The 13,242-nt window shown below is 57.5% G+C and carries 15 protein-coding genes; 9 read left to right on the top strand and 6 right to left on the bottom strand.

All coding sequences use genetic code 11. The annotated features are described in order from the left end of the window. Positions 1–111 precede the first annotated feature (111 nt). The 4 genes from ACU6HM_RS07130 to ACU6HM_RS07145 are packed head-to-tail and all read left to right on the top strand — an operon-like array spanning position 112 to position 4,621. The gene (locus tag ACU6HM_RS07130; protein WP_026484040.1) at positions 112–849 is read left to right on the top strand and encodes a sterol desaturase family protein; all 738 of its coding nucleotides are present in this window, start codon (positions 112–114) and stop codon (positions 847–849) included. Next, a complete protein-coding gene (locus ACU6HM_RS07135) occupies positions 846–1,760 on the top strand; it encodes a fatty acid desaturase (RefSeq protein WP_446763583.1) in 915 nt (304 codons plus the stop codon). The genes ACU6HM_RS07130 and ACU6HM_RS07135 overlap by 4 nt, the downstream gene beginning before the upstream one ends. Before the next feature lie 14 nt (positions 1,761–1,774). Beyond that, positions 1,775–3,685, top strand: coding sequence for a beta-ketoacyl-ACP synthase III (locus ACU6HM_RS07140; protein WP_250756614.1), 1,911 nt, complete (start codon positions 1,775–1,777; stop codon positions 3,683–3,685). Positions 3,686–3,688: 3 nt separating this feature from the next. After that, positions 3,689–4,621, top strand: a complete 933-nt coding sequence (locus ACU6HM_RS07145) for a DUF6999 family protein (protein WP_254500031.1) — start codon at positions 3,689–3,691, stop codon at positions 4,619–4,621. 84 nt (positions 4,622–4,705) lie between these two features. Here ACU6HM_RS07145 and ACU6HM_RS07150 read toward each other — a convergent pair whose 3' ends face one another. After that, a complete protein-coding gene (locus tag ACU6HM_RS07150) occupies positions 4,706–5,548 on the bottom strand; it encodes a branched-chain amino acid aminotransferase (protein WP_009462769.1) in 843 nt (280 codons plus the stop codon). Between the two features lie 108 nt (positions 5,549–5,656). Between ACU6HM_RS07150 and ACU6HM_RS07155 the strand changes: the two genes are divergently transcribed. Beyond that, a complete protein-coding gene (locus ACU6HM_RS07155) occupies positions 5,657–6,577 on the top strand; it encodes a LysR family transcriptional regulator (RefSeq protein ID WP_060186133.1) in 921 nt (306 codons plus the stop codon). An 86-nt stretch (positions 6,578–6,663) separates the two neighbouring features. Here the strand turns inward: ACU6HM_RS07155 and ACU6HM_RS07160 are convergent, their stop codons facing one another. Together ACU6HM_RS07160 and ACU6HM_RS07165 are read right to left on the bottom strand one after the other, a co-directional pair. Beyond that, the gene (locus ACU6HM_RS07160; protein WP_009462765.1) at positions 6,664–7,155 is read right to left on the bottom strand and encodes a GNAT family N-acetyltransferase; all 492 of its coding nucleotides are present in this window, start codon (positions 7,153–7,155) and stop codon (positions 6,664–6,666) included. Positions 7,156–7,195: 40 nt separating this feature from the next. After that, a complete protein-coding gene (locus tag ACU6HM_RS07165; protein ID WP_009462763.1) occupies positions 7,196–8,299 on the bottom strand; it encodes a DUF418 domain-containing protein in 1,104 nt (367 codons plus the stop codon). 78 nt (positions 8,300–8,377) lie between these two features. Between ACU6HM_RS07165 and ACU6HM_RS07170 the strand changes: the two genes are divergently transcribed. The 4 genes from ACU6HM_RS07170 to ACU6HM_RS07185 all read left to right on the top strand — a co-directional run bounded on the left by ACU6HM_RS07170 (position 8,378) and on the right by ACU6HM_RS07185 (position 11,000). Further along, positions 8,378–8,965, top strand: coding sequence for a TetR/AcrR family transcriptional regulator (locus ACU6HM_RS07170; protein WP_009462761.1), 588 nt, complete (start codon positions 8,378–8,380; stop codon positions 8,963–8,965). Between the two features lie 34 nt (positions 8,966–8,999). Further along, positions 9,000–9,617, top strand: coding sequence for a GrpB family protein (locus ACU6HM_RS07175; protein ID WP_324577276.1), 618 nt, complete (start codon positions 9,000–9,002; stop codon positions 9,615–9,617). A gap of 100 nt (positions 9,618–9,717) precedes the next feature. Next, on the top strand, positions 9,718–10,152 hold the full coding sequence (locus tag ACU6HM_RS07180; protein WP_446763584.1) for an acetyltransferase: 435 nt from the start codon (positions 9,718–9,720) through the stop codon (positions 10,150–10,152). Positions 10,153–10,229: 77 nt separating this feature from the next. Further along, entirely contained in the window at positions 10,230–11,000 is a 771-nt protein-coding gene (locus ACU6HM_RS07185) for an APH(3')-II family aminoglycoside O-phosphotransferase (protein WP_250756617.1), read from the top strand. A gap of 153 nt (positions 11,001–11,153) precedes the next feature. Here ACU6HM_RS07185 and ACU6HM_RS07190 read toward each other — a convergent pair whose 3' ends face one another. Genes ACU6HM_RS07190 through ACU6HM_RS07200 form a run of 3 tightly spaced genes read right to left on the bottom strand, consistent with a single transcriptional unit; the run spans position 11,154 to position 13,242 of the window. Then, a complete protein-coding gene (locus tag ACU6HM_RS07190; RefSeq protein ID WP_446763585.1) occupies positions 11,154–11,924 on the bottom strand; it encodes a 2-keto-4-pentenoate hydratase in 771 nt (256 codons plus the stop codon). A 6-nt stretch (positions 11,925–11,930) separates the two neighbouring features. Next, positions 11,931–12,596, bottom strand: a complete 666-nt coding sequence (locus ACU6HM_RS07195; RefSeq protein ID WP_446763586.1) for an aspartate/glutamate racemase family protein — start codon at positions 12,594–12,596, stop codon at positions 11,931–11,933. A 7-nt stretch (positions 12,597–12,603) separates the two neighbouring features. After that, positions 12,604–13,242, bottom strand: a complete 639-nt coding sequence (locus ACU6HM_RS07200) for a flavin reductase family protein (protein WP_009462751.1) — start codon at positions 13,240–13,242, stop codon at positions 12,604–12,606.

Genomic DNA, 13,242 nt, shown 5'->3' on the forward strand with positions numbered 1-13,242 from the left:
ACTGTATTGCTTGGGCGGGCTGGACGAATGTGAGCAATTAGTAACCAAATTAACAAACGTAATCTTCCTGACCGCGCTAGCATTAGCGCACTTTGTTACGTAGAGAGTGGAATGGGGCAGGCTTTTCAGGCCTTGAGCGTCTGGCAGGTAATGGGCGTGGGCTTATTGTTCTTCGGCGGCATTTACGTGCTGTTTGCACTGGGCACCTTGGCGCTGACACATTGGCTTTTACCTGCCTTGGGTTGGGGACGCCCCCTGGACACGCGCCCCTTGCGCCCAGGCCAACTGCGCCGGGAACTGAAGCAATCCGGCACGGCCATTCTGATTTTTGGCACCGGCATGATTTTTCCCTGGGGTTTTTTGCAGCTAGGCTGGGCGCATTTGACGCCTGATGCCAGCGCGACCCGTATTGTTCTGGAAATTCTGGCTCTGGTGATCTGGAACGACGTGCATTTCTGGATCAATCACCGTCTCTTGCATACCCGCTGGTTGCGCCGTTATCACGGCCCGCACCATTCTTCCGTTGTGGTGACGCCGTTCTCCACCTACAGTTTCCACCCGCTGGAGTCGATCATGCTGGGCAATGTGATTTTGCTGCCCATGGTCGTGCATGACTTCAGTTTCTGGTCGCTTTTGTCCGTGCCCTTGTTCAGCCTGTTTTTCAACAGTATCGGCCACTCCAATTACGACTTTTTCCCCCATGTCTCCAGCCGCCATTGGCTGGCGGCCAGCCGTCGTCACCAACGCCATCACGCGCAGTACAACGGCAATTACGGTTTTCAATTCAGCTTTATGGATCGCCTGTTTGGCACCCGCTTGCCCGATCGCCCCGAGGAGGCGCGGGGATGAGCGTTGCGTGGCGTTTGCGTCAGCCGCGCGATTGGCAAAGCCTGCTGTACCTGATTGCCTACCCTGTGCTGGTGGTCGCGCTTTGGCGGGGCGGCTTCTCCTGGATTCTGTACGGCTTGCTGCTGTTCCTGACGCTGGGCGTTGGCGTCATCAACCACAACCATCATCATCTGCGCATGTGGCGGGGGCGTATCCCCAATCGCTTGACGGATTTCTGGCTGACCTTGGTACAGGGCCACCCCGCTTGCGTGTTCTGGCCTGCGCATGGGCGCAATCACCATCGCTACAAACATGGTGAAAAAGATGTGGCCCGCACCTACCGTTTCTGGCGGGGCGATACCAACGACACGCTGGGCTGGTTGATGCACCCTTTTGAGGCCGTACCTGCGCTGTACCCCATGATTTTTGGCTGGCTGGGTAGCCTGCGCCGTCATTGGCCGGGCGTCTGGGCCTATTGCATGGCGCAGTACGGCGTGTGGCTGGGAAGCTGGGCGCTGGCCCTGGCGCTGGACCCGGTAAAAGGCTTTTTGTACGTGATCCTGCCGCAGCTGCACGGTTTGCACTGGCTGCTGACCACGAATTATCTGCAACATGCCCATGCTGATGGCAGTCATGAGGGCCGTCATGGCGAGCAACTGGCCTATGCCCGCAATTTCGAGGGCCTGGTCAATCCCTTGCTCTTTAATATCGGCCTGCATGTGGCCCACCATGAGCATTCTCGTGCGCACTGGTCCGAGCTGACCCGGCTGCACGACACCGAATACCGAGCCCGCACCCCGGACGCCTTGAACGAAGGGGGGCTGGTGCCTTATATGCTGCGTGTTTTTGTGCTGGGCCTATTTGTGCCCCGCTACCGCAGTCAATCCTTGAACGCCGTGGGCCAGACGGAGCGTCGGCGTGATTCCGTGTAATCAGGAGTATTTCTATGCCCGTGGCCTTTGAGCACGTTGTTATCCATCAGGCCCAGTGGTTTATGCCCGGAGAGCCGGTCGATAACACCGCAATGGATAACTTTATTGCCCCTTTGAACCGTATTTCGGGGCGCATCAAGCAACGCATTCTGGCCGAGAACGGTATTCAGCAGCGCTACTACGCCATTGGTGAAGATGGCAGCACGCGCTGGAGCAATACGGCCATGGCCGCCAATGCCGTGCGTGCGTGCCTGGAGCAGGCGGGTTTGAGCATGGCTGACGTGAGCTTGCTGGCCAGCGGCTCCTCAGGCGGGGATTTGTTGATGCCCGGCTTTGCCAATGCCATTCAAGGTGAGTTGGCCGCTCCTCCACTGGAGGTGCATTCGGTCCACGGAATTTGCGCCGCTGGCGTGACCGCCTTGCAGGCCGTTGCCCAGGGGATCGAGCTGGGTGCGCACCGTCACGGCATGGCCGTGGCCAGTGAAATGCCATCGCGCTTGTTCCGCCGATCGCGCTTTGCCTCGCAAGGCTATCAGGCAGACTTTGACTCACACTTCCTGCGCTGGATGTTGTCCGATGGTGCGGGCGCGGCCTTGTTAAGTCATCAAGATCAGGTTCTGCCCACAACGCAGCCCGGCGTCCGCCTGCGCCTGCGCTGGATTCATCAAAAATCCTTCTCGGGTGATTACCCGGTTTGCATGCAGCTGGGAGCAACGCGTGATTCCACTCGCAGCCATCTGGATTACGACTCCTGGGCCGAGGCCGAGCAAGATGGTGCCTTGTCCCTGCGCCAGGACATTCGCCTGCTGCCGCATCTGTTCGACATCGGCATACACGAATACGTAAAACTGGTGCGTGATGGTTGGGTAGACCCCGAGCGCATCAGCCATTTCCTGTGCCATTACTCCTCCGAAAAATTCATCCCCGTGGTGGCAGATTTGCTGGAACAGGCTGGCCTGGGCATTCCTGCCGAGCGCTGGTACAGCAATCTGCGCTGGCGCGGCAATACGGGCGCAGCGTCCATTCTGATCATGCTGGCCGAGTTCATGCGCGACCGGACCTTGACGCCCGGCGAGCAAATCCTGTGCTACGTGCCCGAGTCAGGCCGCTTCATGACGGCCTACATGCTGCTGGAAGTAGAAGCCTGCGATGCACCAGCCCCGGCTGTGTCTTACCCGTCTGCCAAACAGTCGGCTCCGGCCTCGGTGGATCAGGTGGATATTGCCCCTCCGCATGACCCGGCCACAGCCCCGCAAGGTTTGCGCGATCTGCTGACGCAATTGGCGCCCATCTGGCACGACTATCGCTCCCAAGTGTGGCGTACGCCCTTGCTGCGCAGCCTGCACGACGGTTCGATCCGCATGCAGGATTATCAAAAGTGGATGGCAGACTGGATTCCCCAGGTACGTGAAGGCGCCAAGTGGATGCGCGAAGCGTGCGATTCCCTGTCGCCCACCTATGCTCCGTTAGCCGAGCTGATTCGCTTGCACGCCGGCGAAGAACAGGACGACTTCAAGATTCTGTTCGAGGACTATCAGCATGCCGGTGGCACCGCGACCGAGATCGAGCAGCTGAGCCGTAATCCCGGCGGTCAGGCGCTGAACGCTTACTTGCATGCCCTGGCGGCCAGCCAGGACCCGATTGGTTTGCTGGGTGCGATTTACATTATTGAGGGCACCGGCCAGCGCATTGTTCCTGCCTTGTTACCGCTACTGAAATCCTCGCTGTCGCTCGAACCGAATATGTACCGTTTCCTGCACTACCATGGCATGAACGACGAGCATCACCTGGCCCGCTGGCTGGTGGCCGTTGAACTGGCTCTGGATTGTGATGAAACAGGCCGCGCCGAGCAGATTATTATTGAAACCGCGCGTCGTACCGCCGCCCTGTACCTGATGCAGTTCCAATACGCGAAAGAGTTTTAAGTCATGGATCAAATCCCGGATTTTTTAAGCAAGCCGCACGACCCGCAGGACCCCAATCCTTGGCGGGCCTTGTATCTGGATCGCAGCACGCCCCTGCCGGATGAAGTGAAGCAGGCTTGGCTGGCCGACTCCAGTTCGTCGTCACGCCAGTATCTGCTGCCATTCCTGCGGCCATTGGCGCGCCTGATGATTATCGTGATTCAGGTCGTTAAAACCTTTTTGCCGCGTAAATGGTCGCATTCGGGGCTGTTGCATCGCATTCTGGTCTGGGGCTTGAAGCGCTTTGTCTCGCCACAGGCCAACTGGTTGATTCTGCGTCACTTCCATTTGGGATCACAGGTGCTGGCCTTTATCGCGGCCAATTCGCCCACCCAGGTGCCGACTACGCCGCTCACCCCCATGAACATCGACGAATTGCGCGATCACACCTTTGTGAAGCACGATTTGAATCTGTTCAATTTCGTGATCCGGCTCAATCAGACCTTGCGGGACAATAATCAGGAAATCGGCCCGCCGGAACGCGTGGATTTCTCCATGATCCAGCCCGTGCCTTTGGCGCTGGACGATATGCCGCAAGGCCCGCTGAACAAGATGGATCTGCAAAGTGCCATCGAACTGTTCACACCCCTGTACCAGTTGCTGCTGACTGATAACGACTTCTGGCGTGCGGCCAATTCCCTGCAGCTGGACGAGACTATCGGGATTTACGCGGCCAAGATTTTGCAGGCACCCGAGCATTTGATTCTGGTGAACAATGGTCACCCCTTGGTGCCCATGTCGACCTTGCGAGCAGGCTACCGCTTGGTGCTGCACGGTCTGTCTACAGAGATGCTGCATAGCTTGCTCAATCAGATGAAGCAGGCGCAAGCGCAGGCAGAGGGGGCTCAAACACCCGATTTGGGGCAGGGCGATAGTTCGATTTCTGCCGAGATGTAAAAACAAAAACGGCTCAATAATGAGCCGTTTTTCTATTGGGCACATGGCCCATTTCCAACCATGCTGTTGGCTACTTTCTGAGACTTAGTTGCGCTTGGTATAGGCCATGTACAGCTCGTGAGCACGGGTTTCAATCGGGCCGTGGGCGTAGTGGCGATCGTCAATGCGATTGCAGTGCAGGACCTTGCCGTTATTGCCGGTGCTAAATACTTCATCGGCATCCAGTACGTCTTGTGGTGTCAGGCTGGCTTCACGTACTTCAATTCCGTCGTCGCGCAGCAGCTGCATGACACGCTGGCGGGTAATGCCGTTCAGGAAGGTGCCGTTCAGCGCCGGGGTCAGGGCGACGCCGTCACGCACAATCCACAGGTTGGCAACAGCAAACTCGGCCACTTTGCCCTTGGAGTCCAGCACGATGGCGTTGTCAAAACCGCGTGCGCTGGCATCACGCAAAATACGCTGGGTGTTGGGATACAGGCAGGAGGCTTTGGCATCGGTAGGAGCCATGGACGGATCAGGGCGCAGGAATTCGCTGAAGGTCGCGCTAAAGCCGCTGTCAGCAGGCAGTGGGGATTCAAAAATATGAATGGCCAGTTGGGTGGTGGCCGGGTCGGGCAACAAGAAGCCGCCGGGTGCGAAATACAGTAGCTTGATGTAGTAGTCCGTAGTGTGAGGCAGCTTTTTCAGGCCCTCGCGCACCAGGTCCACGGTTTGCTGCGGCGTCATCACCGGCTCCATGCCCAGGGTGAGGGCAGAACGGTTCAAGCGCTCGCAGTGCAGGTCCAGATCCGGAGTATGGCCTTGAATAGAACGGGCACCGTCAAAGACCGTGGTGGCCATCCAGAACGCATGGTCGGTCGCGCCAATCAAAGGTGCGCTGGTGCTATTCCATTGACCGTTGGACCACGTGATTTCATTTTTACTCATGGGGCTTTCCTCCTGGTTTTGTTGGGACGTAGTGGCAATTTATCTTGTCGTTGTACTATTTCCAACACACATAATAGAGAGCAAAAAACGACTTGAGGTGGTGTCAGCGTGCTATCTGATATTTACAAAACATATAACTGGACGCTGGCCGAGCTGCATGCTTTCTGCCTGATCTGTGAATGTCAGAACCTGAGTCAGGCCGCGCTGCGTATCGGGATCAGCCAGTCGGCTATTTCCCTGATGGTGCAACGTTGGCGACAGGCGCTGGGTGATCCTTTGTTTGTACGGGCGCGCTATGGTGTGGCACCCACGCAGATCGCCATTGCACTGCGCGAAAAACTGCAACCGTTGCTGGAAGAAGTGGGCATTGCCTTGACGCAAACCCAAGGCTTCAATCCTGCTCAGTCTACGCGTGTTTTCAAGGTCCATATGACGGATATCGGCCAACTGGTTTTTTTGCCGGGGCTGAACAATTTTGTCGCCAAACACGCGCCGGGTATTCGTCTGGTCATCAAGAATCTGGGCTGGGAATCGCTGGAAAGCGGTTTGAGTTCGGGCGAGATTGATCTGGCGATTGGCTCTTTGCCCATGATTAAAGGGCGAGTGCATTCGCGCGTGTTCCGCCACGAGCGTTATGTGACAGCCATGCGCAAAGGCCATCCCCTGGCCAGAAATGAGCTGGATCTGGAAGCCTTTGTGGCGGCTGATCATCTGGCCATTGATGCCACCAGCAGCGGGCATTCTCTGGTGGAAAACGCCCTGCGCTCCCTGGATATGCGGCGCAATATCAGCCTGACGATTCCCCACTATCTGGCTGCGGAGCAGATTCTGGTTAACAGTAATTATTTGCTGACCGTGCCCAATGTGGCCGTCCTGTCTTTCCAGGACCCTGCCGCCTTGTGCATTGTGCCTACGCCGCTGGCTCTGCCCAGCTTTGATGTGCGCGTACATTGGCATGAGCGCAGTCGACAGGACGAAGGCGTGCGCTGGTTGCGCACGGCCATTTCGGATTTGTTCGGGCAGCGCTAAGCCTATCTGGTGATTAGGATGCGGTTTGCACAAGGGCTGCACACGGTTTGCGAAGGCCGTCGTTCAGCACCTTGCCCATTTGGCTATCAAGCAAATTTCAGCACGGCTTCCAGCTCGTGCTCCCCATAGGTGCCGCCTGTCAGCTCAAAACCCAGTTTCGAGTAGAACGCTTCCGGGCTGCCTTCACCTCGGCTATAGCCTAGCCTAATTTCCTTGTAGCCCTGGTACTTCAGATCATGGATCAGCAGTGCAATTGCTTTGCACCCGAAACCCAGGTTTTGGAAGGGGGCTGCAATCATGAAACGCCATAAAAAGGCACCAGGATACAGAATGCCTTCGTCGTGGTCGGCACCGATATGCAGCATGATAAAGCCCACCAGGGTGTCATCGGCGTAGATGGCACGGAACCAGGCATTCTCGGAAAAGTGCGCCTCTGCAATGGAGGTGCCATTGTCGGCAATCATGCTGCGCTGTGCGGGAGACAGGGTCTCGCTTAGCTCACATACCTCGTAGACGGTTTGCGAGTTGATGCGACGAAAAGAGACGGTGGCGTCTTTGGAAACGGTTTGTTCACTCATATGAATTCAAGGTTTCATGTTCAGCTAAAAGGCGCTCGGTTCAGGCGTGTTTGGACCCGTAGGTGATGCGTCGTAGAACCGCCTCCAGTGGGCCACGTCCCCAGCGCTGGGCGATCAGGCCTGTCAGGCTCATGGCCAGCAAAGCCAGGCCAATGGAGATCAATAGCAGTGCTGCATTGCCAAAGGAGTCAAACAGATCCAGGCCATAGCTGCTGAAAATCAGACCCGCCAGAATGCCTTGGCTGACATAGGCGCTCAGTGAATTGCGGCCCGCCTCAATCAGTACATTGGGCAAGCTGAGCCATTGTCCGCAACGCAGCAGCAGGTACAGATACACCGTTGCTAGCAAGGGCGCGCCGATGGCGATGCTGAACAGACCCGTCAGCCCCATCAGGTTTTCTTCGTTGGTCACGGAGGCGCTAAAGAAGTTGATCGCCAAAGCCAATGGCAGGAGCCAGGGCAGGGCGCGCCCCAGCTTTTGTTGTCCGGCGCTATGAGCTTCAAAAAAGTTGCTTTTAGCCGCGGCCAAACCCATCAGCATGGCTCCAAAGGCCAGTGGACCCTGGTACAGAAACAGGAAAACAAAGGACTCCGGCCATTCGCTGATGCGTGCCAGCGTTGCCTCGGAGAAGGCACCGCCCAAGGAGTACACCGGGGCCATGTCTTCGCTACCGGCCAGCAGATAAGCGATCAGTGCCAGGCTGACAATTTCTACCAGCACCATCAACAACGCCACCTTGATCAAGCCGCGCGGGGAGAGCTTGCGTAGCGGCCAGATCAGCACACCCAGCACCGAGTAAAGCAGCAGGATATCGCCGGTAAAAACCAGCGTCGCGTGCAAGCAACCCAGCACGGCCAGGCCGAACATGCGGCGGAAGTAGCGGCTGCTGAGGGGGACGCCAGCACGTTCGGCAGAGCGTGCCTGGATTTCTATACCCCAGCCAAAAATCAGCGAGAACAGCAGGAAGAATTTGCCCTGAAACAGAAATTCGATCAGGAAGGCAGCCATGTGGTCATAGGAGGAGGATGTGGCTGTCGGGCCACTGTCGCTCAGTGCCAGATAGGGCAGGTTCACCACACAAATACCGATCAGGGCAGCGGTGCGAATCAGGTCGATGGAGGAGTTTCGAGAAGCCGTAGACATAGATGTTTATTGATTGAGCGCTTGTTCAATGCCATAATATTGAGCGCTTGCTCAATGTGTCAATAGGGAGGGAAGGTGATGAGTGAAAAAGAAGACAGTGCCACACGAATTCGACAGGCCGCGGTTGAGGTCCTGATGGAAGTTGGTGTTCGTGCCGCCACCACTCGCATGGTGACCGAACGGGCTGGTGTGGGCCGTGGACTGTTGAACCATTACTTTCGCTGGTCCGAATTGCGGGCCGAGGCTTGGGGCGAGATCTTCGATCAGCTCATGGAATGGGAGGCTGCGCAATCTGCAGACCCTCGGGTTCTGATGGAGGATTACCTGAAGACGGCCTTTGAAGAGCGCAATCGCATCTATTGGTTTTTGTGGATTGATGCCACTGATCTGGCCAAAACCGATGCAGCCCTGGCCGTGGTGACCACCCGCGTGCATAAAAGAATGCTGGAACAACTGGCCTCTTACCTGAGTCGGGGCACGGAGCAAGGTTTTTGGCAGGTACCCGATGCCCAGGGCACGGCACTGCGCTTATCTGCGATGTATGACGGCTTGGCCAATATGCTGTTGACCGATTTTACGGATCTGAGCCCTGCCCAGGCCGAACAGCATTTGCGACATTTATTTTTTCTGGAAACCCGGCCGATTCTGTCCGGCTCACAAGGCTGAGGGTGCAAGGTCTGTCGTATCAAGGAGAAGTTGTTTGAATAATCAGAACAAAAATGTGCCTGTACGGGCACTGGATAGAATCACCACCTTCGAGGATGGCGACCCCAATGAGAACCCCTGGGTGGCAGGCGAGCCTAAAGCAGAGCTGATCGAGGTTCAGGACTACGACGCGAACTGGCCGGTGCTGTATCAGCGCTTGAGTCAGGAAATTCAGGCGGCCCTGGGCAATAAGGCCCTGACTATTGCGCATGTGGGCTCGACCGCGGTGCTCGGTCTGCCTGCCAAGCCTGTGATTGATATTGATGTGCTGGTGGCCGACCCGGAGCAGGAAGAGGACTATGTTCCTGCGTTGAACGCCTTGGGTTATGAGTTGAGCATACGTGAGCGCTCCTGGTATCAGCACCGCATGCTGCGTCAGGAAGAGCCGCGTGTGAATCTGCATGTGTTCGGCCCGGATTGCCCTGAACATATTCGCCATATCCTGTTTCGGGACTGGCTGGGTACGCATCCCGAGGATTTGCAGCGCTATGCTCAGGCCAAAATGCAGGCTAAAGAAGGGGCTGGCAGTGTGCGGGATTACAACCAGCGAAAGCAGGCAGTAGTGCGGAATATTTATCAAAAGATTTTTGCATCGCAGGGACTGTTGTCTTGAGCCTGGCCGGTGTTCTTGTCCCGGCTGCAGCCTTGACGTACCTACCGCTGACATCAGTGTCCTGCTTGCCAGCTAACACTTTACACACAGGATGCGCCCCATGAGGATTCGTCATTCGCGCCCGGAGGACGGGCAACGTGCGGTTGAAATCTGGCGCAAGGCCGTGGATGCCACGCACGATTTTTTATCCGTGCAGGATCGTCAGGAAATTGATGCCATGGTCTGCGGTTTTCTGCCCCAGGCCAGTTTATGGTTGGCGGTGGATGAGACGGATTACCCGCTGGCTTTCATGCTGCTTGAGCAGGGCCATATGCAGGCCTTGTTTGTGGACCCGGACAGCCGGGGAACGGGCGTAGGCAAGGCTTTGGTGCTGCATGGCTTGAGCCTGCATCCCAGCATGACTACCGATGTGAATGAACAGAATGAGCAAGCGGTGGGCTTTTACGAAAAAATGGGCTTCAAGCGTATTGGACGCTTGCCCGTGGATGATCAGGGCAAGCCATACCCGCTGATTCACCTGCAGTATCAGGTCTGATGGGCATCACGGTTTGATTCGTTTGGCTTGATCCCTCCCTCCGTTTTTATCGACTGTTTTCAGCAAGGTTTTTAAGTATGAGTTTTCCTCTTGCCTGGCAAACCCGACTGGCTGCCGCCAAGGTACAACGTCAAACCATTGGGGAGTCCGGGGCTGATGTCTGGCGTCTGGACTGGCCGGATGGCTCCTGCCAGTTTGTGAAGGCAGAAGACGATCTGCCTTTGGCCGAGCTGCCCGATGAAATTGAGCGCTTGCGCTGGATGCATACGCAAGGTCTGCCTTGCCCAGAGGTGCTGGATACCTTGTTGGCGCAGGGCCGCCATTGGCTGCTGATGAGTGCTGTTCCTGGGCGCGATCTGGCCTGCACAGAGGGCTTGTCTCCCCAGCAAACCGTGGAGTTACTGGCTTCGTCCTTGCAAGGCCTGCACCGCTTGCCACTTGAAGCCTGCCCCTTCGATCATCGCCTGGAGCATCGGTTGGCCGATGCACGTGCCAGGGCGAAAGCCGGCCTGATTGATGAAGAAGACTTTGACGATGAGCGTCAGGGCATGCCGGTTCAAAGCCTGCTGGACGAGCTATATGCCAGCCGCCCAGGACAAGAAGATCTGGTGGTCACCCATGGCGATGCCTGCTTGCCCAACTTCATGGTGCATCAAGGGCAGTTCAGCGGTTTTATCGACTGCGGACGTTTGGGCGTGGCAGATCGTTATCAGGATCTGGCGCTGACGGCGCGCAGCATAGAGCGCAATTTGGGCAAGGAGTGGCTAGCGCCTTTCTTTGCTTTGTACGGCGTGGAAATGGATGCCGAGCGCATCGCTTTCTTCTGCCTGTTGGATGAGTTTTTTTGAACCCGACTGGTCTTTGTCTCCCAAGGTCAGCCACTATTGGCAAATCGGCTTTGCACGCGGCATTTCTTGGAACAGCAGTGCAGAGCTTGTGCTGCCTGATGAGAGGCTCTGTCGGGCAAAACCAGCGCCGTTTCGGACGCTGGCGATGTGATCTTAAGCGCAGATAAAGTTCAGCTCGCCGATCCCCTGAATGGCAGCCTGAATCCGGTCGCCGGGGGCGGCATACAGCATGGGTAAACAGGTGCCCGTAATGATGACCTGCCCTTTTTGCAGCCCGCCAAGGTGGTGGCTGCCTTGATTAGCCAGCCAGATGAGCAGTCGCGTCAGCTCACCCGCCGGGTTCTGGTTCGGGCCTTGCAGCAAGGGTTGCTGCCCCACTTGCAGGCGTGCCCATGCAGGTTGTAGCAGTGCCATATCCTGCGCGGCGACACCTTGCGGCTGATAGACCAGCGCACCGTGGCTAGCCAGATCGGCCAGGGTGGATAGACGGCCTACGGAGTCACGCTGCGCAAAGCGGGATTCCACAATTTCGACGGCTACACAGATCTGGCTGACCGCCTGCCAGATTTGTTCCATGGAATACGGTGCCTGGCCGGGTGGCACGTCTTGTCCCAGAATCAGGCCGATTTCCACTTCTATGCCGCGCAAGGACAGCTCCTTGCCGGATGGTACATCCGGGCTGGCGTAACGAGAACGCTGGGGCAGGGGGGCGCAGGTGGGCGGGGCCACGCTATTGGCCGCGCCGACTTTCCAGCCTCCTATGGGGCCCAGGGTTTCCATTTGCACGGCCTGGACGCGATAGGCCTGATCAAAAGACACAGGTCGCAGCGCGTCGGGCCAGTCTTCGATGGGACGGTGTTCTTGGCGGGCCTGGAGCAGACGTTGTGCCGTCGCCAGGCAGTCGGTTTGCAGTGTGGTGCTCATCAAGGCTTACCAGCCTAATAAGCAACGGCCCAAGGCCACCGCAACGGTGGCCTGCGTGGGCTCCACGACGGCAATGCCCAAAGCCTGTTCCAGCGCCTCGCGCTGATTGGCCATGCCAGCGCAACCCAGCACCACCACATCAGAACCGTGCTCATCGCGCAGGCGCTGGCCGACTTCTGTCAGACGTTGCAGGGCTTTTTTCTCGTCAGCCAGCTCCGACACGCCCATATTGATAGCCAGGTCGGCGGCCAGGCGATCAGTCACCCCCATTGCACCAAAGTAGCGCAGGTGACGCGGGATAGAGGCCTGCAAAATGGACAGCACCCCAAAACGCTGACCCAGTGACAAGGCGGTCAGCACGCCGGTTTCGGCAATGCCCAATACAGGCACATCCACCGCTTCGCGCAAGGTGTACAGGCCGGGGTCGCTAAAGCAGGCCACCACATAAGCAGCGGCGTCTTCCTTGACGCTCAGGGCCTGGGCGCGCAAGTGAGGGATCAGGGTGTCAATATCGGTTTGGCTTTGTACACCCGCCGGGCCTTGGGGCAGGCGCAGGCAGGAGATGGCCGGGCCATTGGCCAGACGCAGAGGCTGGACAGCACGGTCCAGGCCATCCGTTACGATCTGGCTGGAATTGGGGTTCAGAACGTAGATATGAGGGCGACGGTTCATGATGTTTTTATGTTTGGGTGGGCGGTAGCCCGTTTTGGTGGCTTAGTTTTTCTGACTGAAAGCGGCCTTGCAGGCCGACATACCAGTCAGAACCATGCATGCGTCCGATTGGGTCGTAAGCATCGATATCAATGCGCCCTTCAGGTGTCAGGATGGCGTCGTCGCAGTGCAAATGCAGGATTTCGCCAATGACGATATGGCGTAGCGGGCCCAGGTCCAGCGCGGTGTGCAAGCGGCATTCAAACTGCACTGGGCATTGGGCGATACGGGGCGGCTGCACTTGCACGCTGGGGGCCAGATCCAGGCCCGCCTGCAGGTGCTCGGCCTGACCGGTCGGGTAAGCAATGCCGCAGATGTTCATGGCGCGTGCCATCTTGGCGCTGATCAGGTTCACCACAAACTGGCCGGTGGCCAGGAGATTGCGGGTGGTGTCTTTCAGACCATCGGCAGAGTGCGCATCGTTTTCCAGGCCCAGTGCCAGTACGGCAGGCTCCGAGCCCATCACATTGAAAAAACTGAACGGGGCCGTGTTCACGCGCCCCTGCTGGTCACAGGTCGTGACCAGGGCAATGGGGCGCGGCAACACGGTGTTGACCAACAAGCGATAGCGTTCGCGTTCGCCAAGCTGATCACAGGACCAGTCCAT

This window comes from Alcaligenes sp. RM2 (assembly GCF_052931795.1).